This window comes from Streptomyces triticisoli (assembly GCF_003270085.1).
GTDB classification, from domain to species: Bacteria; Actinomycetota; Actinomycetes; order Streptomycetales; family Streptomycetaceae; genus Streptomyces; species Streptomyces triticisoli.
In genome coordinates this window covers 1-20,177 of record NZ_QFDQ01000262.1, presented here as the reverse complement: position 1 = coordinate 20,177, position 20,177 = coordinate 1, and the positions used below count along the sequence as shown (strand labels likewise).

Here is a 20,177-nt window from a genome sequence, read left to right as displayed (position 1 = left end):
ACCACCAGCGGCTACGGACACGCTGCGTCACCACCCGCCGGGCCCGCGGACACCTCCGCACCGCTCAACTTTGAAGACCCGGTTTTGTCTGCATCGTTTTTGCGACACTTTCACGGTAGCTACTCAGGGCCGTTCGCGGCGTGGGCGTGGCATGGTCGTGAAGTCAACCCTGCGAGGGACCTATGACGGCAGCGAGCAGTCGGTGGGTAGCTGGTAGCGGGTCTACCGAGGCAGCGGCCGAGGCGGGTTGGCGTGCGGCGCATCCGTGACCAGGTCCACATGGGCCCATCAGAGATGTGGCGGCCCTCGCTCGTGGCGAGCGATTTCCTGGAGCCGCGTGAGCGGTGCGGGGATAGGCCCCGCCCGTGACCCCCATCTGGCGCTGCATAGAGTCGGTTACCGCTGCAGGGTGCGATCACCGTGCGCTTCCCCAGTTGCGCCCCGGGAGCCCGCCTGGCCTTCGGTGGAGTCCGCGTTCACCAGTGCGGCGCCGGGTGATCCGCTACCGGCGCGACACGTCGTGGAAGGCGGCCGAACATGGATGTTGGTGTACGAGTTCCCCGTTGGGCGTGTCCATGATTCTTGGAACTCGCGCGCCTTGACCTGCGGCAGGGCACCTGTCCACATCGCCTCTGCCACGCAGGTTCCGCATGCACCGGGCTTTACACCCCGGTGCACCCATCCGGTCGACCAGGGCGTCTCGGATTGGAGCTGAACATGGCGTGGTCCCGCTCACCTTGATCTGGGTGAGCGGGACCGCGCGAATGAGCTGCTCAGCCGGCCGCCTCCAAGGCGCGCTCGATTTGTTGATTCGCGCGTTGCTGGTTGCGGTGAATGGCTTTGGCGTAGAAGCGGAAGAGGACAGCGATGCTGTGACCTGCCCGGCGGGCGACTTCGGCCGGGGAAACCCCGGACTCAAGCCACAGGGACACGCCCGCGTGGCGCAGAGAGTACGGCACGTCAGCCAGCGGCGACGCTGCTTCTGACTCTGTCAGCACTGCGAGCCGGGCAGCCTTCCACGCTTCCCCGTACTCCTTGGACAGGAGGTGGCCGCCCTGCGCCGCGCGGAACAGCCGGCCGTCTTCGGCGGTGCCGAACTCCTTGATGTGCTCGCGGATCATGCACACGAGGACGGGCGGAATCGGTACCGGCCGGGTCGCCTTGCGCGCTCGCTTCTTCAGGCCGCGCGTATCGAACGACTCGCCCGTGTCGGTCCAGCCGGAGCCGACGCGGGGCGTGCTCGTTGACAGCAGTACTTCTCCCCAGCCTTCTTCGGGCAAGGTGAAGTCGTCTTCCCGGAGGTTGGCCGCCTCACCAGGGCGGTTGGCCGCGTAATAGAGGCAGCCGAAGAACGCCATCAGGTGCTGTCCGCGTGTGCCCTGCTCGCCTACAGCGTCGATCAGCGCCTTCGCCAGCTTCGGGCCGGGTACGAACCGGAAGTCGATCTCGTCGTCAGTTTCGGGCGGGGTCCAGTCGACCTTGTCGAGGGGCAGGGTCGTCAGCAACTCCCTTTCCACCGCGTACCGCAGGCAGTTGCTGAAGACCGTTCGCTTGCGATTCACCGTGTTCTCGGCAGCGGCCGTGCCGTCTTGCTTGAGCTTCAGAGCGTCGAGTGCCGTACGCACCACCGAGGGCGTGTTGAGCGCGGTGATGTCGACGGACTTTCGGCTGATCCAGTCCAGCGCCGCCACGATGTCGGCGGGCGGCTCTTCGACGTCGATACGGGGCTTCAGTGTCCCGTCGTCGCCGAGGACGAAGCGGTAGACCCACGAGTAGAGGGCGATGCGGAGGACCTTCGAAGCTGGAGCCCCACGGTTATCCTTGATCAGCTTCGGCGTGATGGTGGCCAGCGTGTCAGCGATGCTTGCGCGGTGCTTGGCCGAAGCACCGGGCCACTTCATCTCCGCATAGGCGCGTGTGTGGGCGTACCACGTAGTGGAGTTGAGCGCCTGCACTTCCGAGGCGGGCAGGCCGGTTTCCGTGTCGAACTGCTCGCGGTTACGCAGGGCGGCCAGCAGCTCCGAACGACGACCGTCGGCCTGAGCCTTGATCTTGTAGCTCTTGGAGAAGGGGCGGGGGCCGACCCGCCAGCGGAGCTGATAGGCCGCCACGCGGTTGGGCCGCTTGCGGATGCCCCAGATTTGCACGTCGTAGGTCAGCACGCTTCCTGCACCTCGCAGGAGTCGAACCAGGCGTCGAGGTCGGCCCGGCGTATGCGGATCTGACCGTTGGGGAGCTTCAGGTGCCTGGGGGCCTGGCCCCGCGCGCGCATGCGGTAGAAGGCGGCACGGGACACCCCGATCTCGGCGAGAGCCTCCCCCAGCTTCAGCGTCTGCCTGTTGGCCTTGGTTGGAGTGGTCACAGCCGGGGATCTCCTTCGGACTTGATGCGTTGGGCGTGGGCGATGTCGTGGCGGACCTGGGCGGCGAGGAGTTCTTCGCCGGGGCGGTAGCCGCTGGCGAGGTAGGTCCACGAGGAGGCGGTGAGGAGGGTGGTGGTCTCGTCGGTGGCGGGGAGGCCGGCGCGGGCGCGGGCGGCTTCGGCCTGGGCGAGGCGCCAGGCGCGGCGTACGTCGCGGAGGGCGCCGAGCGTGGTGGAGTAGGCGCGGGATTTGCTGGAGAAGTGGCCGCGGAAGCCGAGCATGTGGGCCCACTTCCAGAGCTTGAGGTCGGCGAACTCCGGCAGGTGGCCGAGGGCCCAGGCGGTGCGGATCATCTGCCGTACGTGCTGCTGGATGGGCAGGGCCTTGATGGGTTCGGCCTGTCCGGTGCCGTCGCAGTTGGTGCACCGGTCGTGGAAGCGGTCGGGGCCGCGTACGTAGCCGCGTCCGGCGCAGGGGCGGCACATCAGGGTGCGGTCCACGGTGCCGGCGCCTTCGGCGTTCTTGGTGGCGTACTTGGCGACGTATCCGGCGACCTTGGCGTCGGTGTACTCGGCAACGCGGGCGTCGGTGAGTTCGCCGTCGCCCAGGGCGGTGATGGGGTCGACCTTGTACCGGCGGCCCCAGGCGATGACGCGTTCGCCGATGGCGTCGGAGGCGACGGTGAGCCGGGCGCGCTCGGCCGCCAGGCCGACAGCGGCGCTCAGGGCGTCGAAGGTGGCCCAGGGCGGGGGCGGGGTGGTGTGGCCGTCGGGTCCGTCGAAGCGGATGACGGCGTGGAAGTGGACCAGGCCGCGCTTTTGGTACTCGGCGACCTTGGCGAAGGAGACGCGCAGGGCGGCGTTGAGCGCCTTCTGCGTCATGCCGAGGTGTTCGGCCAGGGCGCGGCGCAGGTAGGTGGTGAAGCGTGCCCAGAGCTGTCCGGCGTGGGCGTTCCAGAGCACCGCCCCGGCGTAGTCGTAGGTGGCCGGGTTCAGCGGGGTGCCGAGTTCGGGAGCGTCTTCGGCGTGGGTGTCGCCGCAGGCGCAGGGGCAGAGTTTGCCTGCGTGGGTGGTGGGGCGGTTGTGGACGGGGCCGAAGGAGGGGGCGGTGAGGGTGACGAAGGCGCGGGGGTGGTCGCGGACGGTTTCGGCGACGTTCTTGCCGCCGGACAGTCCGGCCTTGATCAGGTGGTAGGTGTCGGCGGCGTAGACGCGGGAGCAGGTTGGGCAGCGGGAGGCGCGGCGGTTGCCGCAGGTGGTCAGCAGGCGTCCGGACGGTTCGTCCTCGGAGCGGTAGGAGCGGACCACTTCCCTGGTGGCCGGGTCGGTGGTGACGGTCCAGCCGTGGAGGTTGACGGGGCTGGTGCAGCCGCGCAGGTCGCGGACCTGCTGCTGTACGCGGTCGAAGTCGTGGGTGTTGGCCAGTTCGATCAGGTCCCGCAGGCCGGGGCTGATCACGTGGCGCAGGTCCAGTTGGCGGCTCATGAGTGGCGGGATCTCCCTTCTGGCGCGACGGTGGGGGCACGCGGGCAGCAGACGTGACGGCAGCGCGGCCGGGCTGCTGCCCGCGTGCATGACGGACTGGGCCCAGGGATGGGCGCGGGGTGGGGTGGTGCCGGGAGGCCGGCGGAGGGTGCGGTGCTACAGGGCGGCGTGGAGGGCGGTGGCCATCGGCAGGCCGATGCCGAGTCGCCTCTTGAGCTGGGCCGCCGTGATGGGCTCGCCGTGCTCGGCGTGGTGGGACGCTGCGATGGAGCGTGCTTCGGTCAGCAGCGGCTCAGGCACCTTGACCGCAGGTGCAGGTGCAGGCGCAGGCGCAGGCGCGGCGGGGGCCGGGGTGGCGACCGGAGTGACCGGGGCCGGGTCCGGTGTGACGGGCGATGCAGGTGCCGGGGCGGGTTCCGGCTCGGTGGAGGCCGGGGCGGGATCCTCGGCCGGTTCCGTGTCGGCCGCGGGGGCCGGGGCGGTTGCGTCGGTGGTGACCGTGTGGAAGGAGCGCAGGAGCTGCGGGCCGACCGCTCCCCAGCCGAGCAGCAGCAGCGGGGCCACGGCGTCGACGGCGGCGCGGCCGTAGTGTCCGGCGGTGATGGGTTCGGCGATGTTGAGGGCCAGGGTCAGCAGTCCGGAGAAGTGCATCAGCCGGGTGGCCGCCTTCATCTGCTCGGACGGGACACCGCGCAGGGACAGGTAGCGCAGGGCGACCAGGAGCCCGACCACCGACAGGTCGACCATGGGGGCGATCAGGGGCGCGATGGGGGCGGGGACGCCCAGGCGCAGGGCCAGGGCCCAGACGTTGCCGAAGGAGAAGACGAACGCCAGCAGGGCGATGATGCCCATGACCACGGTCACGGTGCGCTGGGTGATCCGGTCCTCGGACATTGAGAGTTCACCTCCTTTCGGGGCGAAGGGATGAGTGGCAAGCCTGCGGGTCAGGCCGCCAGCGGCGTGGAGCCGTCGTCGCCCGGGTCCTCCTTGGTGAGGTCGATGGCAGGGAGCAGGTCGGCCGGGTCGGCGGTCAGGTGCTTGGTGGTGTGGGCGATCTCGGCCGCGTACTCGTCCGGGACGTAGGGGGTGCGGATGCGGGTGAAGCCGGGCTGTGACTGGTGGTTCATCGAGGCGACGCCGACATAGGCCGGGTCCTGAAGGTTGATCGGGTTGGCGTCCGGCCAGTCCCGGATGTCCTCCCCCAGGGCCGCCACGGCAGCTTCGGCGGTCTTCTGGGCGAAGCTCAGGCCCACGGGGCACACGTCGCGGATGAAGGTCGGGATGGCATCGCCCGTGCTCTTCTGCGTGGCGAGGATGACGAGGATGCCCACCGAGCGGCCCTTCTTGACCAGGTCTTCCACGAGCCGGGCGTTCTCGGCGGCGAGAGCGGCGAGTTCCTTCGTCCTCTTGTCGCTGCCCTTGTGGTCGCGGAAGTAGGTGTGCGCCTCATCAACGATCAGCACGACCAGCGGCCACTTCTCGGACGCGCCCACATCCCACATGGACTTCACCCCGAGCACATCGAGGACCAGGGCGGAACGCTTGCGCCGCAGGTCCACCAGCCGCTGGAACAGCTTGTTGGCCTCTTCGAGGTCATCCCCGACGAAGGCGAACATGCGCTTGACCCAGGCGTAGTAGTCACCCTCGTACGCGGCCGACACCTTGCCGTCCGCGCAGGCGAACTGAACCCACGGCGCGGGCGCCCAGTCCGACAGAAGCCGGTTGATCAGCGACGTCTTGCCCTTGCCGGGAAGGCCGGCCACGGTCACGCCAGGCACCTGCCGCAGGTCGACGGACACCGGCTGCGCGTACTCGTCCACGCCCAGCTCCCACTGGGCCGCCTTCTGCGGCACCGTGCCCGTGGGACGGTGCTCGGTGGGGAACTTAAGCGGATCGAGCCGCACACCCCGGATGACGACCGATCCCGGCTCATCCTGGGTGACCGCCACGCGCGTGCACCGCCACGCGTCCGCCAGATGCGGGGCCGCCTTCTGGTACTGCTCCAGGCCGACCCCGGGCAGGCAGCCCGCCCGTGCGATCACCCCGTAGGCGTCATGCGTGACCTTCAGCGTGGGGACCAGGACGCGGGGCTTGACGGGCTTGCCCTCCGTGTTCGCCAGCGAGGCCAGCGCGGTCGGCATCCTGTCCGTGGCGCACAGCTTCAGCATCTGCGCGAGCCGCTTCCAGGTCCGCCGTACTCGCACGGCCTGCCGGATGGACTGCCGGGTCATGGCATCGGCCCGCAGGTAGCGGATGGCCCATACCAGCGCCCACACGGCGATGACGGCCAGGCCCACCCCGACCAGGAGCGGGGCGTAGCCCATCACCTCACTCACGTCGTTCAGGGTCACTTTGCTTCCTTCCTTCGTTTGCGGATCGCGGCCACGCGATCGGCCCAGGGGACAGGGGGCCCGGCGATGAGAAGGCAGATCTCCGCGCGGAAGAGCGCTTCACCGGGCGAGTGGCCTTCGCGCTCCCACACCGCCGCGACGCGCCGAAGCAAGTCGTCGCGGCAGGTGTGGGAGGAGTCGAGAACGCTCACGCCGCGTCAGCGGTAGGAGCGGCGCCGCCGACCAGGTCCAGGCGCTCAGCGCGGTAGGCGATGCCGTCCGAGAGCTGACCGTTGAAGATCCGGGCCCACGGGGTGGCGAACAGCTCCACCGGCATCACCGGCATACCCGGCTTGAGGCCGTTGGGGAGACCGGTCTCCGGGACGGTGATCTTCATGGCCTCGGCGCGGTCGTCCTCCATGAGGAAGACCGTGACGGTGAAGAGCTTCGCGCCGGTTTCGCGGTCCACGGCGAACTGGGTCTTCTCGGCGTCCGCGTACTTCGGCACCGGCAGGTTGCCGGTCATGAACGACGTGGACGGGAGCAGACCAACTCGGATACGGGGCATGGGTGTTACGTCCTTTCGGTAGGTGCTCCGCCAGGGGAGCGGGGCGTGATCAACTGTGCACTATGCCCGACAGGTGCGTCAAGCGCTTAGCGCACATCGCGCCTTGGTTGGTTTCGTGCACGCCGGAAAAATCGGGGTGCATCAGGGTCTTCATGCGGTCGACGGGCTAGGCCCGCTACCCTCGGGCTATGAAGCTGCCCAAGGATTCCGACACTCCGCCGTACCGCCTGGTCGCCGAGGAGCTGCGGCGGCAGATCCGCTCCGGGCGCCTCAAGCCGGGCGAGCGGGTGCCCTCGTCCCGCGATCTGGAGGCGACCTACGAGATCGCCAACATGACCGCGCGTTCGGCGCTGCGCATGCTGCGGGACGAAGGGCTGATCCACACCATGCCCGGCCGGGGTAATTTCGTCGCCGATCCCCTCCCCCCAGAGGCCGACCCGAAGGCCGGCACTCGCGAGGCGGCAAACGGCGGGCGGATGCCCACGCCGGAATACGTGGAGCTGTCCGAACGGCTGGATGCCATAAACGCCAGACTGGACAGTCTGTTGCAGGTCTTCCAGCAGCTCGGCGGCGTCACCGAGGCGAAGAAGCCGCCGAAGAAGTAGTACGGCCCTTTTTGACGAGTCGGCGCGCCAGATCCTCCAGTCGCGTCACCTTCTCCTCCACCTCCTTGAGTCGCGCCGCTATACGTGCCGCCTCGTGCTTGTTCATTTCCACCCGTTCGTTGTTGTGCCGCTGCTGCGTGTCGAGTACAGCCAACCGCCGGGGGCTTGTCCGAAGGCTTGCCCAGCGGTCATCTACCTTCGAATCAGGGCTTGCTCGTGCCGCTAGGCAAGCCGTCATCGCGGCTGTTGAGATAGGTCTACCGGCCGAACCGGACAGGTGCGAGGAGCACGGCCCCGCGCTCCCGTTGGACGGGCAACAACCTTTCTTCACGTCCCGCCGTGCGGGCCCATGCCTTTCCTGTGCGCTCATGCCGCTTGTCCTTCCAGTTGTCCGGGCAGTGCATCAATGGTCTGGAGAAACGCCGGTTTGGGTAACCGGCGATCGTCGGCTATGTTGCGGCCCTCCCGTCGAGAGCAGCCGCCCGTAGAAGGCCGCTTTTCCGGTCGCGTGTGACCGTGTGCGGGTGTGACCCTCGCCACTTCCTCACTCCTTTCCTGCGGAACCTTGCCCGCCCCTTCGGCTGTACGGCAGCGGATCAGCAAAAGCGGACACCCTCCACCGGAGTCACAAACGCCGCCGATCTACGGCCTTCATCAGCTACAGGTAGGAAATCCCGCCCCGCCGTGACAGTCCGATGGTTACGAATAGGTAACGGCTAGCCGCGATTGACCCTGCGTTTTCCGCAGCCCCAACTCTGGACCGATCTACCTGTGGATACTTTTCGCCGACCGCCGGAATAAATAGGCAGCAATGCACCCATACATGCCCAGAAGGGTTGCGGAGCTATGGAATGGATTGGGAAGGCGGGGCCAGAGCATGGCCGCATGACCGGCCAGGGACCCAGTGCAGCAGAGCTGTTCAGAGTTTCTTTACTGGATCAAGGCGGCCCGCCTACGGCGGGCCGCGCGCGCTGGCGGCCACGGGCCGCCGCCGCTCCTGTCTGCCGCCCCGCTCCGGCGGCCCCCACCCGCTCAGCGCGCAGCAACGCCAAGGCGGACAGCCGGACCAGGAAGCAACCCGACCAGTCCGAGCACCAGGACCAGGCCGACACCGACCAAGCGAGACCTCGCCACCCAACCGGCCCACGCTCCGCAGCCGATGGGACTCAAAGCCGCAGGCACGCCCATGCGCCAGGCATCTGCGACGACAACGCCCAGGCTGGGATGGTGGCGAGGGCCGTGACGAATGGAAGAAGCGCGGTTGAGGCCGGCGGGGGTTGCTGGAAACACACGTGGCGGGTGCTCGTTCGGCGCACCCGCCGTCGTGGCTGACTTTCAGTGGCTGAGGTCTTGTCGGCTCAGGTCAGCTGATCAGGGATGGCGGCGCGACCGTTCGTGCGCGGTCGTAGAGGTCACGCGCGGTCGCGTTCTTCAGGTGGGGACGGAGGAGGCCGAACATGGTCTTGATCCGGTCGTCGGCGCGGCCGGACTGCACCATGGGGTAGTCGTCGAGCGCCTGGTGCCAGGTGGCGCAGGCCGCTTCCAGGTGGCCGATTTCCAGTTGGCGCTCAGCCAGGGTGGCGCGGTGCCGTACACGGGCGCGGCGATAGACGCTGTAGCGCACCTTGTCCGACTCCTGCATGGCCTCGATGGCGCCCGGGACGTCGCCGAGTTCGTAACGGACTTGGCTGATGTGGTAGTTGAGCGCTGCCGGGTCGTAGGAGCCGAACGCCTTGCCACGCGACTCCGCACGGTCCATGGCGGCCTCGGCCTCGCGGATGTACCGCAGCGCACTCGCGCGATCGCCGGTCTGCGCGGCGGCATGTGCTTGCTGACCTGCGAGGAATGCCAGCATCCGAGGCCCGGCCTTCGGGGAGGCGGCGGCAGCGGCGTCGGCCAGCTCCATGGCTTTCGTCCCGTGGCGGAGGTCGACAGCCTGGACGCTCATGCCGCGCAGGGTGGTGCAGTAGGTCAGGTGGTCCTCGGCTGCGCCCGCCAGCTCCAGCGCCTTGACGTAGTAGCGCTGGGCGAGTCCGTGCAGCCCTTCGTCCACGGCCATGTAGCCGGTCAGGTACAGCAGATCCGAAGCCGCGGACAGCATCGCTTTCCGCACGTTCTCCGGGGCGTCGGCGCGCAAGTAGGAAGCCACGGTGTTCACCATGAACGTGGCGGCCATCGGGCGCGCGTGGCGACCGCCGAACTGGTCGTCAATTTCCGAGACACGTTCGGTCATGGCGGTGACTATGTCCACCTCGTTCATGCCGATACGGCTCGCACGGCCGGACTGGACCGCTTCGACCCGCCCGATGACGTCGGGCCAGCCCGGGATGGTGAGGGCCACGGAGAACAGGCCGACCCCCAAGACACTGCGGCGTGATGGGTCCATGTCCTGCCTCCCGAGGTCGATCAGCCCTTCAACGGTATCCGCGGCCGTGGGGGAGTGATCGCGGGGAACGGGCAGGCCGGCCTCGGCATGGGTGACAGGGCGCCCGAGACGTCGTGAGAGGGCTTCGAGGATGCACACACGCACGGCTTCACGGGGGACGGTGCCGCCCAGCCAGTGGCTCACTGCCGACTCGTCGTAGCGCAGGAGTGTGCCGGTCTCGGTGCCGATGCGGTTCACCGCCCGCGCGAACTGGCGGTGGGTCCAGCGGCTTTCGGTGAGCAGGCGCCCGAGCGCCACGTTCGGTTCACGCTTGGCCATGCCTTCAACTCCCCGTGCCCTTGCGAACTTTCAAGGCTTTCAAGTCCTGGCGTTGCTGCAACGGTACCGCTGAGCGTGGTCACGCGGTTGCGTAGAGACAGCAGGGAACGGCGAGACCTCGCCGCAGCCGTCGTCTAAGGGACTCAAGGGATGAGAAGCGAAGCGCGGGCCCGACTGGCCCGGTTGACCAAGGAGCGGGGCACGGACGGGGTACTGAGGATCGACACATACGAGGGCGCGGACCTGCCGCCGGGTTCGAATCGGTTCTCTCCGTGTCGCTGCCCGAAGCATCGTCGTACCGAGTCCCAGGACAGCGCGACGGAGCTGAGTGCCGCAGTGCGCGAGGTCAACGAACGCAGCCGTGGCGAGCGACTGTGAGGCGGTTGGCCGCAGTCGTCGGCCGCTACGCAGGACCGCTGCTGATCATCACCATCTCCGCATCGATCGGCTTCGTCCTGGGCGTGGCAGCCGCCTCCCGCCCCGCCTGACTCCTCCCCGTCACATATCCAGGCTCCCCACCTTGTGACGAGGGAGGGCCCACCGTCGGAAAGCGGTGGGCACTCCGTCCGGCCGCCTTCTTCGCAAGGGTCCGGCAGCCGGACGGGTCCAACTCCTCGGCACCAGCCGCGGAGTCCGTTTCAACCGTAAGGGAGAAAGCAATGAACGTGGACGAGCTGTTCACCGGCGACCTGATCACCGGAGTCCCGGCCGTCGAGGCCGCGCTGCTCGACAAGATGCCGGGCGGCGGCGACAACAACGGCGACCACTGCTCCAAGTGATCCAGGGCTGACGCCAGGCGGGGCGGGGTCGTACGCGGCCCCGCCCCGCCGCACGACATCGGAAAGGGACGACATGCTGTCGATGCGTCTGCGCCTGTGCGACCTTCAGAAACCCGAGTGGAGACCGCAGGGAGGCCGTTGGGTCAACGGTAAGAGCTGGATCGAGCCGGCGAACGTGCCCACGTTGGCCATGGAGATCAACGACGACCAGGCGCCGCGCGTGCGGGTGCGCGTGAGGGAATGCAAGCGAGACGATGCCGACTTCATCACGGTCGTCATGGAACCCGGAGAAGCCCGCGTGTCGGCAGGCGTCTTCGGCACGGCCCCGCTTTTCCTGGTGGAGAAGGGCGGCGAGCTGCACGCCTCTTGGGACCTGGCCGCGCTGCAACCGCATCTGCGGGCCGACCGCCTGGTGCCGCGCGTCGTCGCCCGAACGCTGACCAGGCAGCACCGCTATACGTCCGAGACTCTGTTCGAAGGGGTGTATCGCCTCACCGAGCGGGCATCGGCCACCTTCACCGCCTCAGGACTCGGCCTCCGATACCCGGAGCCCGCCGAGCACGTACTTGAGCCCCGTTCGCTGCGGCCCGGCGTTGATCCACTCGCCGCTCTGGACGACTTACTGACTGGCGTGATCCGCGATGCGCCGACGGTGACAGGGTGTGTGGGCGTCGAGCTGTCCGGCGGAGCGGACTCCGGGAACGTCGTCCTTGCGATCAAGGCGGCGCGATTCCCCCAGGTGCACAGCTTCGGCTTGCTGGTGGGAGGCAACACGGGCATGCAGCAGCGCGAGCGGCGCCGGGCGTTCGTAGAGCACTGTGGCTTCCGGGACACACCCGTCCCTGCCATGCAGCACCCGCCCTTCTGCCCCGGAGGCGTACGTGCTCTGCGTAAGCCGCATGATCCGGCGGGTGCCTTCTACCAGGAAGCCTTCGACGTCGTACGCGAGCAGGCATTCGCCCGGCGCTGTGAGGTGATCTTCACCGGCAGCGGCGGGGACGAGATCAACGCTCACCACTCCAGAACGGACGTAGAACTACCGGCGCCGGAGCCCGTTCCGTGGCTCGGTCCGAAGACTGTTCGAGCGCTCGCTGAGGTGAACGATCACCTGGCGCCCATCCCCGTTCTGCCCGTGCCGACCTTGATGGCGTTCGGGATGCACAATCCCGGATTTCTTCGGGCCGGAGTTTGGCCGGTGAGCCCGCTCGTGCACCCTCGGATCGTTCGGTTCATGGAGCAGCTGCCCCACGACTACAAGCGCGGCAAGGCGTTGTTCCGCGAGCGGATCAGGAGAGCGGGCCTGCCCGAGTCGGTGGCGGCGCCGGCCGAGCCGGAGAACTTTCTGGCCGTCCTGGAGAAGGGGCTGCGCACCTACGGTCTGCCCGTGCTGGACGACATGCTGAAGGAATCCGTCCTGGTGGACCTCGGCTACGTTGACGGCAAGGCACTCGGTCAGGCCCGTAAGGAGGCCGACACCGCACTGACCGTCCCTGACCTGCTGTGCGATCTCCTCGCTCTGGAGGTTGGACTGCGGAGCCTCATGTGACCAGCCACAACACGGAAGCGGAACACGTGGAAGCCACGAACCTGCTCTACCGGGACCCGGCCCTGTACGACGTGGTCCAGTCGGACAGCACGGGCGCCGGGACGTGCCAGACCCTGATCGAGCTGCACCGGCCGGACGCTGGGACGCTGGTCGACTTCGGCTGCGGCACCGGCCGGGACCTGGAGATCCTTGCCAAGCGCTTCCAGTGCATCGGCGTGGACCTCCAGCCCGGCATGGTCGCCTACGCCCGCCACACCCGGCCCGAGCTGGACATCCGCGTCGGGGACATGCGCACTGTCCGGCTCCGGAAGCGCATGGACGTGGTGACCTGCATGGGCAACAGCCTGGCCTACGTCCACGGCAACAAGGAGATCAGTCAGGTCTTCGCCACCTTCGCAGCCCACGCCCGACCCGGCACACTGCTCGTGCTGTGCTCTCCTGTCGTACCCATCACCCGGCCGGAGCCGATCACGGCCACGGTCGACACCCCGAGGGGATCGGCGACCGTCACGATCCGGCACGAGTGGGACCTGCGAACGCAGATCAACGCCATGCGCCGGCACTGGGTGCTCCCGTCAGGCGACGAGGCCCAGGACGAGATTCGCAGGCGCGTTCTCTTCCCACGCGAGTTGGAGCGTTACGCGGAGAGCGCCGGCTTCGAGGTCCTGGACATGACCGACGGCTCCGGGACAGGACTCACCGGACCGACCGCGTACACGGTGGCCCGGTACACCCGGCGGTGATCACGGGGGACGGAAACGGGGCCAGTGGACCCCGTGTGGACCACGCCCCCACGATCCGCTCCGATCCCGGTACGCCGTACCCGCTCCGCCCCTGGTGGACGGGGCAGAAGGGGGTTGCCCGAGCGGCCTAATGGAACGGTCTTGAAAACCGTCGTGGCAGCGATGTCACCGTGGGTTCAAATCCCACCGCCTCCGCGCCGAGAGCAGCGAGAACGGCCCCTGACCAGGTCAAACGGTCAGGGGCCGTCGTGCTGCCCGCTGCCCGCTGCCTGTCTGCCGACAGGGGCTGATCACCGGCCGGTCAGCCCGGCAGTGGCCGGGCTGACCAATAAGTGGTGTGTTTTGGGTTATTTGCTCACCTTTTGCTGTTCGTGTCGCTCATGGCTCACGGAGGTGGAAACTCGTCGTGGACGGACAAGCGGCCTCGCCCCGCCGATGCCAGAAGCGCACCCTGCCGCAACGCGCGCAGTGGGGTCCGTTCCCGCGTTTTTCGAGAGGAGAGGCACCATGCGCAGCCTCAAAGCAGTTGCGATCACCGCGTCGGTCATCGCTGCGGCAACCCTGTCGCCCGGCACCGCGCTGGCGGCGTCCAGCCCCTCGCAGCAGGACATCACCTGGATGAAAACATCCGCCGCCGGAGACCTGTTCGAAATCCAGGGCGGGAAATTGGCCCAGACCCATGCCCACAGCGCTGCCGTCAAGCAGTTCGGCGCTCGGCTGGTATCCGACCACACCAAGTCCTCCAGGGACATGAAAAAGCTCGCCGCACAGCTGAAGGTCACCCTCCCGACCACTCCGAACAGCAAGCAGCGCGCCGAGCTGGCGCGGCTGTCCTCCCTGCACGGGGCCGAGTTCGACAGGCAGTACCGGAAGACGGAGATCAGCGACCACAAGATGGACATCTCCGATGCCAAGAAGCAGATCTCCACCGGCAGCAACCAGCAGGTGATCAACGAGGCGCGCAAGGACCTGCCTGTCCTCCAGGCCCACCTGAAGCTCGCCGAGCAGACGCAGTCCAAGGTCGGGTAGAGGTGCGGCCCGCCACCGCGGCAGCGGGCGCGCGCTGCTGAAAGCCACGGCGAGGTACCTCGGCATGACACACCGCACCGGAACGACGCCACGAACCACCTGGGCGACCAGGTGGGCGGGGGCCTTGCTGTGCCTCGCGGTGGCCGTCGTCCACCTGATAGACCAAGGCGGTCTTACGGCAACGCGAGACCCCTACTACATCGGCGTGGCCTACCACGTCCTGGAGGTCGCCGCCGCGGTCGCCGCCGTGCTGCTCCTCGCGGGCCTCGTCCGGCTGGGGTGGCTGCTGGCGATCGGGGTCGCTGCCGGTCCCATAGTGGGCTACGTCCTCTCCAGGGGTCCGGGCCTGCCCTACTACAGCGACGACATCGGCAACTGGACGGAGACGATCGGGCTTGTCAGCCTGGCCGTCGAAGGAGCCCTGCTCCTGCTGTCGGTGCCGCTGTTCATGCGGAGCGTGCGCCGCGGAACCTCACGGCCGGTGGCCCGTCAGGCGAGCCGCTGAGGCGATGGTGGCGCGGGCCTCGTGTTCGGTCAGGCCGGTGCGCAGGGCCGCGTCGACCAGGGAGGCGGTGAGGGCGGGGCCGACGCCGTTCTCGTAGGCGCGGCAGGCGGCCCAGAACAGGCGGGTGTTGCGCTGGCCCTCGTGGGCGGCGAGGACGAACTGCACCAGGCCCCGGCCGTGCCGGCCCGCCGAGGCCGGCGGGGGGCGGTGGGGTGTGCGGGGCGGGGGGAGGAGGAGGCGCAGGAGGGTGCGCGGGCAGGGGGCGGGCGCGAGGTGTGCGGTGCCGGGGGCGGTGGCGTACACGCCGTGTCCGGTGCGGGAGCCGGGGCCGACCAGGTAGCCGCCGGCGCCGCGGATGTCGATGTTTGGGGCCAGACGTCCGGCCGAGTTGGGCACGACGACGTCCGGTGGTCCGCTCAGCCACAGGTGGCGGCCGCCGCTGGGGGTCAGGACGACCACGGTGGCGGGGATGGTGAACAGGTGGCGCAGGGCGAGTTCGCGCAGGGCGGCGGAGGCGTCCGTGCCGGTCCTGGTGTCCAGGTCGATGCCGATCAGGTGGTGCGGGGGCAGCCCGCAGGCGATGCCGTAGCCGGTGGCCCAGGGGGCGGCGGCGAACAGGGCGCGGATGCGGGCCGGGTCGGTGGAGGCGTCGTACACGCCGTGGCCGAAGCGGCCGCACTCGCCGTGGCAGGGCGGGCCGGACGGGGCGGGGTCGTCGCGGTGCGGGGAGCGCAGGGCCGGGAGTTTCGTCCGGGACAGGGGGATGACGGCCAGGCCGCGTTCGGCGGCTGACAAGGCGTGGGCGAGGGCCATCGTCGTGGCTCGCCGATCGATGGTGGCCATTACCCTATTTTCGTATGCATGTTCGAAAAGAGGAAGAGGGGCGGGTACGACACGCCGGAGGGCGGTCGGTTCGGGCGGATTTCCGGTGGGCGGCTTCAGCCCTTGCGGCGCTTGGGGAAAGAGGGGCCGGTATCGCTCCACGACGAGGATTCCGGGCGGGAGAAGTGGCCACAGAGGTTTATCGACTTGTTCTCACGCTTGCGTGGGAATCGAGCCATGCGGGGTGGTTCGCCGGGCTCCGATGGGCAACCCTGATCTTGCGACGTCGTGAGGAACCCGCCCGGGTGGTCGGCCAACCGCCCTGGTGACAGCCGTACTTCACAGTTTCACGTACGTCCGGCAAGACAGCCGGCGCGTACCCCGTACTGGAGGAGCAACATGGCAAGCAGCCGTACCGCCCGCGTTCTCGCCGCCGCCGCGGCCGTCCCTCTCGCGGCCGCCCTCTTCACCGGCACCGCGGCAGCGGACACGGGAGCCATCGCGGGCGACGGATCCAACGCGGGCGTCGCGGGCGTCGTCGGGAGCGGGGTCGGCCACAACAACAGCGGCAACTCGTCGACCACGGGACAGCAGGCGATCGGAGCCGGCGCCTCGAACCGGAGCAACACCGCCCAGGTCAACGGCTCCGCCTTCACGTCCGTCCAGCAGGGCAACGAGAACGTCGCCATCTACTTCACCCCTCTGTGGTGAGCCGGGACGGGCCAGCGCGCACCTCGGGGACCCGCCGCCGGCCCTGAACCCCTTGTGGGTGTGCTTGTGGGGACGTGACACACGTCTGCGCGGCGGAGCCGAAGCGCCGCCGCGCAGACGCGCTCCCCCAAGGGGAAACCCGCAGGGCAACACGGCCCGCTCCTCCACCTTCAGGAGGTGGGGCCGGCCCCACCCCTACAACCTGAGGCGGACTCCGCTTCGGGACCTGCGGGCGATCCGCCGCAGCGGGCCCGCTCCTAGCGTGGAGCCATGACCACACCCGTCTGCACCAGCGCGTCGACCGCCGCCGTACCGGCGACCCAGACTCTGGCGTATCCGTCGTTCGCGGCGTACGTACGGGCCCGGCAGCCGGTGCTGCTGCGCACCGCCCGGTCGCTGACCGCGAACCAGAGCGACGCGGAGGACCTGCTGCAGACCGCGCTGACCAAGACGTACACCGCCTGGGAGCGGATCGAGGACCACCGGGCGCTCGACGGCTACGTGCGCCGTGCCCTGCTGAACACCCGCACCTCGCAGTGGCGCAAGCGGAAGGTCGACGAGTTCGCCTGCGAGGAACTGCCTGAGCCGGAGCCGGCGGCCGGCGCGGCCGGCGCGGCCGGCGCGGCCGACCCGGCGGAGCAGCAGGCGCTGCGCGACGCCATGTGGCGGGCGATCATGAAGCTGCCCGCCCGGCAGCGGGCGATGGTCGTCCTCAGGTACTACGAGGACCTCTCCGAGACCCAGACCGCCGAGGTGCTCGGAGTGTCGGTGGGAACCGTGAAGTCGGCGGTGTCGCGGGCGCTCGGCAAGCTGCGGGACGACCCGGAACTGGGCCGCGTGCGCTGATCCGTCCGCGGGGCCGGCCGGACTCGCGGACGCGGACCGTACGGCGCTTCATGTGATCGTTCAGCCCGGGCTAGTGACATACCGCGCGGTATGTGAGCAGAATCTGCGCAACCCCTACTACCGCGTAGGCAACGCCGCCCCGGGAGGACGCCGTGCTGAGCACCATGCAGGACGTACCGCTGACCGTGAACCGCATCCTCGCCCATGGGATGCTGGTGCACGGGCGGTCCCAGATCATCACCTGGACCGGCGAGGGCGAGCCGCAGCGGCGCGGCTTCGCCAAGACGGGCGCCCGCGCGGTGCAGCTGGCCAACGCCCTCCGCGACGACCTCGGCGTCCGCGGCGACGACCGGGTGGCGACCCTCATGTGGAACAACGCCGAGCACGTCGAGGCGTACTTCGCGATCCCCTGCATGGGCGCGGTGCTGCACACCCTCAACCTGCGCCTGCCCGCCGAGCAGCTGACCTGGATCGTCAACCACGCGGCCGACCGCGTGATCATCGTCAACGGCTCCCTGATCCCCCTCCTCGCCCCCCTGCTGCCGCACCTGAAGACGGTCGAGCACGTCGTCGTCTCCGGCCCCGGCGACCGCGCCCCGCTGGAGGGCTCCCCCGCGCAGGTGCATGAGTACGAGGACCTGATCGCGGACAAGCCGACCACGTACGACTGGCCCGAGCTGGACGAACGCCAGGCCGCCGCCATGTGCTACACCTCCGGCACCACCGGCGACCCCAAGGGCGTGGTCTACAGCCACCGCTCGATCTACCTGCACTCCATGCAGGTCAACATGACCGAGTCCATGGGCCTGACCGACCAGGACACCTCGCTGATCGTCGTCCCCCAGTTCCACGTCAACGCCTGGGGCCTGCCGCACGCCACCTTCATGACCGGCGTCAACATGCTGATGCCGGACCGCTTCCTGCAGCCCGCCCCGCTCGCCGAGATGATCGAGCGCGAGAAGCCGACGCACGCCGCCGCCGTCCCCACCATCTGGCAGGGCCTGCTCGCCGAGCTCACCGCCCGCCCCCGGGACGTCTCCGCCCTCACCCAGGTCACCATCGGCGGCTCGGCCTGCCCGCCCTCCCTCATGGAGGCCTTCGACCAGCTCGGCATGCGGGTCTGCCACGCCTGGGGCATGACGGAGACCTCCCCGCTCGGCACGGTGGCCCGCCCGCCGGCGCACGCGGTCGGCACCGACGAGGAGTTCGGCTACCGCCTCACCCAGGGCCGCTTCCCGGCCGGCGTCGAGGCCCGCCTGACCGGCCCCGGCGGCGAACGCCTCCCCTGGGACGGCGAGTCGGCCGGCGAACTGGAGGTCCGCGGCCCGTGGATCGCCGGCGCCTACTACAACGGCCCCGACGCCGAACCGCTGCGCCCCGCCGACAAGTTCAGCGAGGACGGCTGGCTGAAGACGGGCGACGTCGGCATCATCGGCCCGGACGGCTTCCTCACTCTCACCGACCGCGCCAAGGACGTCATCAAGTCCGGCGGCGAGTGGATCTCCTCCGTCGAGCTGGAGAACGCCCTGATGGCCCACCCGGACGTCGCCGAGGCCGCCGTCGTCGCCGTCCCCGACGACAAGTGGGGCGAGCGCCCGCTGGCCACCGTCGTCCTCAGGGACGGCGCCACCGCCGACTTCGAGACCCTGCGCACCTTCCTCGCCGAGGAGGGCAGGATCGCCAAGTGGCAGCTCCCGGAGCGCTGGACGGTCATCACGGCGGTCCCGAAGACCAGCGTCGGCAAGTTCGACAAGAAGGTGCTGCGCCGGCAGTACGCGGCCGGGGAGCTGGAAGTCACCCGGATCTGACGAGCGCACGGGCCGGGTGGGAGCCTCGGGGCTCTCGGGGTTTCCCACCCGGCGTCACGCCGCGTACCGGTTGCTAGTTGGTCCCGATACGGGCCAGCAGATCGACGATCCGGTCCTGCACCTCGGTGCTGGTGGACCGCTCCGCCAGGAACAGCACCGTCTCGCCCGAGGCCAGCCGCGGCAGGTCCGCCTGGTCTACGGCGGCCGTGTAGACGACCAGCGGGGTGCGGTTGAGCTGCCCGTTCGCCCGCAGCCAGTCCAGGATCCCGGCCCGGCGGCGGTGCACCTGCATCAGGTCCATGACGACCAGGTTCGGCCGGAACTGCCCGGCCAGCGCCACCGCGTCGTTGTCGCTCGCGGCCCGTGCCACCTGCATCCCGCGCCGTTCCAGCGTCGCCGTCAGCGCCAGCGCGATCTCGGCGTGCTCCTCGACCAGCAGTACGCGCGGCGGGTGCTGCTCGCTGTCACGCGGGGCCAGGGCCTTGAGGAGTACGGCGGGATCGGCGCCGTAGGCCGCCTCGCGCGTCGCCTGCCCCAGCCCGGCCGTGACCAGCACCGGCACCTCCGCGGCGACCGCCGCCTGCCGCAGCGACTGCAGTGCCGTGCGGGTGATCGGCCCGGTCAGCGGGTCGACGAACAGCGCTGCGGGGAAGGCCGCGATCTGCGCGTCCACCTCCTCGCGCGAGTGCACGATCACGGGCCGGTACCCGCGGTCGCTCAGCGCCTGCTGGGTGATGGCGTCGGGAGCCGGCCAGACGAGCAGCCGGCGCGGGTTGTCCAGCGGCTCCGGCGGCAGCTCGTCGTCCATCGGCTGCGGCCGGGGGGAGTCCGCGACCTCCACCGCACCGCCGGGGCCGTCCAGCGGTTCGGGACCCTCGGCGGCGTTCCTGTCCGGGGCTCCTATGGCGTACGACCGTCCGGCCCCCTCGGTGGTCTGCCCCGGCCGGGGCTGCGCGGGGGGCTGCTCGGTCGGCGGGTGCGGGCGGGCCGTCTGCTCCGGCCGCTGTGCCTGTGCCTGTGCCTGTGCCTGTGCCTGGGCCTGCGGGCGCGCGGTGGCCGGGTCGGGCGGCGTGCCCAGCTTGCGACGGCGGCCGGATCCGCTGGTCGCGTGCGGGGGTGGCGTGGCCGACGGCGGCTGCGGCACCTGCACCTGCGCGGCCTGCCGGCTGAACGGCACGCCCTGCCCCAGCGTCCGCACACTGAACGCCCGCCCCTGCGTGGAGTTCGGGTCGACGGGCGCGACGGGCGCGACGGGTGCGGTGGGTGCGGCGGCCTCGGCGGGCAGCGGCTGAGCCGTGCGGGGCGCCGGCGGTACGGCGGGCTGCCCGGCCGTCT

Annotated in this window: 18 protein-coding genes and 1 tRNA gene; 9 read left to right on the top strand and 10 right to left on the bottom strand. The window is 69.6% G+C overall.

What is annotated here, in order from left to right:
* Window positions 1–773: 773 nt before the first annotated feature.
* The 7 genes from DEP02_RS30055 to DEP02_RS30025 form a co-directional block, all read right to left on the bottom strand.
* Entirely contained in the window at window positions 774–2,162 is a 1,389-nt protein-coding gene (locus DEP02_RS30055; RefSeq protein WP_112470830.1) for a tyrosine-type recombinase/integrase, read from the bottom strand.
* Complete coding sequence (locus DEP02_RS30050) at window positions 2,156–2,362, bottom strand: helix-turn-helix transcriptional regulator (protein ID WP_112470829.1); 207 nt, start codon at window positions 2,360–2,362, stop codon at window positions 2,156–2,158. The genes DEP02_RS30055 and DEP02_RS30050 overlap by 7 nt, the downstream gene beginning before the upstream one ends.
* A complete protein-coding gene (locus DEP02_RS30045) occupies window positions 2,359–3,846 on the bottom strand; it encodes a replication initiator (RefSeq protein ID WP_112470828.1) in 1,488 nt (495 codons plus the stop codon). The genes DEP02_RS30050 and DEP02_RS30045 overlap by 4 nt, the downstream gene beginning before the upstream one ends.
* A gap of 156 nt (window positions 3,847–4,002) precedes the next feature.
* A complete protein-coding gene (locus tag DEP02_RS30040) occupies window positions 4,003–4,740 on the bottom strand; it encodes a DUF2637 domain-containing protein (protein WP_112470827.1) in 738 nt (245 codons plus the stop codon).
* 50 nt (window positions 4,741–4,790) lie between these two features.
* Window positions 4,791–6,197, bottom strand: coding sequence for an FtsK/SpoIIIE domain-containing protein (locus DEP02_RS30035; RefSeq protein WP_332872017.1), 1,407 nt, complete (start codon window positions 6,195–6,197; stop codon window positions 4,791–4,793).
* Entirely contained in the window at window positions 6,194–6,388 is a 195-nt protein-coding gene (locus tag DEP02_RS30030; RefSeq protein ID WP_112470826.1) for a hypothetical protein, read from the bottom strand. Before DEP02_RS30030 ends, DEP02_RS30035 begins: the two co-directional genes overlap by 4 nt.
* Window positions 6,385–6,744, bottom strand: a complete 360-nt coding sequence (locus tag DEP02_RS30025) for an SCO3933 family regulatory protein (RefSeq protein ID WP_112470825.1) — start codon at window positions 6,742–6,744, stop codon at window positions 6,385–6,387. Before DEP02_RS30025 ends, DEP02_RS30030 begins: the two co-directional genes overlap by 4 nt.
* 188 nt (window positions 6,745–6,932) lie before the next feature.
* On the opposite strand from DEP02_RS30025, the gene DEP02_RS30020 reads away from it, so the two are divergent.
* A complete protein-coding gene (locus DEP02_RS30020) occupies window positions 6,933–7,349 on the top strand; it encodes a GntR family transcriptional regulator (RefSeq protein ID WP_112470824.1) in 417 nt (138 codons plus the stop codon).
* 1,363 nt (window positions 7,350–8,712) lie between these two features.
* Here DEP02_RS30020 and DEP02_RS30015 read toward each other — a convergent pair.
* A complete protein-coding gene (locus DEP02_RS30015) occupies window positions 8,713–10,053 on the bottom strand; it encodes an NsdA family TPR-like regulatory protein (RefSeq protein ID WP_198668659.1) in 1,341 nt (446 codons plus the stop codon).
* An 852-nt stretch (window positions 10,054–10,905) separates the two neighbouring features.
* Between DEP02_RS30015 and DEP02_RS30005 the strand changes: the two genes are divergently transcribed.
* The 5 genes from DEP02_RS30005 (at window position 10,906) to DEP02_RS29985 (ending at window position 14,655) form a co-directional block, all read left to right on the top strand.
* Window positions 10,906–12,378, top strand: coding sequence for an asparagine synthetase B family protein (locus DEP02_RS30005; RefSeq protein WP_198668658.1), 1,473 nt, complete (start codon window positions 10,906–10,908; stop codon window positions 12,376–12,378).
* Entirely contained in the window at window positions 12,375–13,121 is a 747-nt protein-coding gene (locus DEP02_RS30000; protein ID WP_198668657.1) for a class I SAM-dependent methyltransferase, read from the top strand. The genes DEP02_RS30005 and DEP02_RS30000 overlap by 4 nt, the downstream gene beginning before the upstream one ends.
* A 109-nt stretch (window positions 13,122–13,230) precedes the next feature.
* Window positions 13,231–13,316: transfer RNA gene (locus DEP02_RS29995), tRNA-Ser, on the top strand.
* Between the two features lie 312 nt (window positions 13,317–13,628).
* Window positions 13,629–14,150 (top strand): DUF4142 domain-containing protein, encoded by a 522-nt coding sequence (locus DEP02_RS33745; RefSeq protein WP_157977571.1) that lies wholly within the window; start codon window positions 13,629–13,631, stop codon window positions 14,148–14,150.
* Window positions 14,151–14,214: 64 nt separating this feature from the next.
* Window positions 14,215–14,655, top strand: coding sequence for a hypothetical protein (locus DEP02_RS29985; protein ID WP_112470821.1), 441 nt, complete (start codon window positions 14,215–14,217; stop codon window positions 14,653–14,655).
* On the opposite strand, the gene DEP02_RS29980 is transcribed toward DEP02_RS29985, so the two are convergent.
* Complete coding sequence (locus DEP02_RS29980; RefSeq protein ID WP_112470820.1) at window positions 14,623–15,498, bottom strand: bifunctional DNA primase/polymerase; 876 nt, start codon at window positions 15,496–15,498, stop codon at window positions 14,623–14,625. The two genes, DEP02_RS29985 and DEP02_RS29980, sit on opposite strands and share 33 nt — an antisense overlap.
* Before the next feature lie 378 nt (window positions 15,499–15,876).
* Here DEP02_RS29980 and DEP02_RS29975 point away from each other — a divergent pair, with 378 nt between their 5' ends.
* The 3 genes from DEP02_RS29975 to DEP02_RS29965 all read left to right on the top strand — a co-directional run bounded on the left by DEP02_RS29975 (window position 15,877) and on the right by DEP02_RS29965 (window position 18,842).
* A complete protein-coding gene (locus DEP02_RS29975) occupies window positions 15,877–16,188 on the top strand; it encodes a hypothetical protein (RefSeq protein ID WP_112470819.1) in 312 nt (103 codons plus the stop codon).
* 270 nt (window positions 16,189–16,458) lie between these two features.
* The gene (locus DEP02_RS29970) at window positions 16,459–17,034 is read left to right on the top strand and encodes a SigE family RNA polymerase sigma factor (protein WP_112470818.1); all 576 of its coding nucleotides are present in this window, start codon (window positions 16,459–16,461) and stop codon (window positions 17,032–17,034) included.
* Between the two features lie 152 nt (window positions 17,035–17,186).
* Window positions 17,187–18,842 carry a long-chain fatty acid--CoA ligase gene (locus DEP02_RS29965; RefSeq protein WP_198668656.1) on the top strand — a complete coding sequence of 552 codons (1,656 nt, stop codon included), beginning with the start codon at window positions 17,187–17,189 and terminating at the stop codon, window positions 18,840–18,842.
* Between the two features lie 73 nt (window positions 18,843–18,915).
* Here the strand turns inward: DEP02_RS29965 and DEP02_RS29960 are convergent.
* The coding region (locus DEP02_RS29960) for a response regulator (protein ID WP_332872016.1) at window positions 18,916–20,177 on the bottom strand (1,262 nt) is incomplete at its 5' end.

What these genes read in the sequence shown, in the direction of transcription:
- DEP02_RS30045 (WP_112470828.1), bottom strand. Translation starts at nt 3,846, where the DNA reads ATGAGCCGCCAACTGGACCTGCGCCACGTGATCAGCCCCGGCCTGCGG.
- DEP02_RS30040 (WP_112470827.1), bottom strand. Translation starts at nt 4,740, where the DNA reads ATGTCCGAGGACCGGATCACCCAGCGCACCGTGACCGTGGTCATGGGC.
- DEP02_RS30025 (WP_112470825.1), bottom strand. Translation starts at nt 6,744, where the DNA reads ATGCCCCGTATCCGAGTTGGTCTGCTCCCGTCCACGTCGTTCATGACC.
- DEP02_RS30020 (WP_112470824.1), top strand. Translation starts at nt 6,933, where the DNA reads ATGAAGCTGCCCAAGGATTCCGACACTCCGCCGTACCGCCTGGTCGCC.
- DEP02_RS30015 (WP_198668659.1), bottom strand. Translation starts at nt 10,053, where the DNA reads ATGGCCAAGCGTGAACCGAACGTGGCGCTCGGGCGCCTGCTCACCGAA.
- DEP02_RS30005 (WP_198668658.1), top strand. Translation starts at nt 10,906, where the DNA reads ATGCTGTCGATGCGTCTGCGCCTGTGCGACCTTCAGAAACCCGAGTGG.
- DEP02_RS33745 (WP_157977571.1), top strand. Translation starts at nt 13,629, where the DNA reads ATGCGCAGCCTCAAAGCAGTTGCGATCACCGCGTCGGTCATCGCTGCG.
- DEP02_RS29985 (WP_112470821.1), top strand. Translation starts at nt 14,215, where the DNA reads ATGACACACCGCACCGGAACGACGCCACGAACCACCTGGGCGACCAGG.
- DEP02_RS29980 (WP_112470820.1), bottom strand. Translation starts at nt 15,498, where the DNA reads ATGGCCACCATCGATCGGCGAGCCACGACGATGGCCCTCGCCCACGCC.
- DEP02_RS29975 (WP_112470819.1), top strand. Translation starts at nt 15,877, where the DNA reads ATGGCAAGCAGCCGTACCGCCCGCGTTCTCGCCGCCGCCGCGGCCGTC.
- DEP02_RS29970 (WP_112470818.1), top strand. Translation starts at nt 16,459, where the DNA reads ATGACCACACCCGTCTGCACCAGCGCGTCGACCGCCGCCGTACCGGCG.